This is a genomic window from Kocuria gwangalliensis (genome assembly GCF_039544365.1).
Lineage (GTDB): Bacteria > Actinomycetota > Actinomycetes > Actinomycetales > Micrococcaceae > Kocuria > Kocuria gwangalliensis.
In genome coordinates this window covers 1-822 of record NZ_BAABLN010000047.1, presented here as the reverse complement: position 1 = coordinate 822, position 822 = coordinate 1, and the positions used below count along the sequence as shown (strand labels likewise).

Annotated in this window: 1 rRNA gene; it reads right to left on the bottom strand. The window is 58.8% G+C overall.

Annotation, left to right across the window (positions count from 1 at the left end):
- Nucleotides 1-822 (bottom strand): 23S ribosomal RNA (locus tag ABEA06_RS13500); the annotation flags it as partial.

Here is an 822-nt window from a genome sequence, read left to right as displayed (position 1 = left end):
GGCGTCCCCGCCCCAGTGCTGGGGGGCGCCGGCCGGTTGCCCGGCTAGTGCCCCCCTGCTCCGAGGGGTTTCCCCCAAGGCCCAGCGGGCCCGACCCTTAGAGCCAATCCTTATCCCGAAGTTACGGATCCATTTTGCCGACTTCCCTTATCTACATTGTTCTATCAACTAGAGGCTGTTCACCTTGGAGACCTGCTGCGGTTATGAGTACGACCTGGCGTGAAAACTATTCCTTCCCGCGGATTTTCAAGGGTCGTCGGGGGCGCACCGGACCCCGCAAAGGTGCGGGGCTCTGCCAGCCATGGAACCCTAGCTCCGGACAAACCGATTTCAGGGTGGAAGGCTGTCAAGAAGAAAAGAGAACTCTTCCCAGGACCCCCGCCGACGTCTCCGCGTTCAGTTACGTTGCCGTGGAGAATCCACATCCAGGTGCCGGAATGTTAACCGGCTTCCCTTTCGGCACACGGCGCACGAGGGCGCCTTTCAAACGGAACTTCCCTATGCCTTAGGATCGACTAACCCATGTCCAACTGCTGTTCACATGGAACCTTTCCCCACTTCAGTCCTCAAAGTTCTCATTTGAGTATTTGCTACTACCACCAAGATCTGCACTAGGGGCCGTTCGACCCGGGATCACTCCCAAGGCTTCGTCACGGACCCCCACGCCTGCCTACTCGTCGGGGCGTCGTTTCTACCCCGACGGCGAGGTATGGGTAGCACGCTTGAGCGCCATCCATTTTCAGGGCTAGTTCATTCGGCCCGTGAGTTGTTACACACTCCTTAGCGGATTCCGACTTCCATGGCCACCGTCGGGCTGTCTAG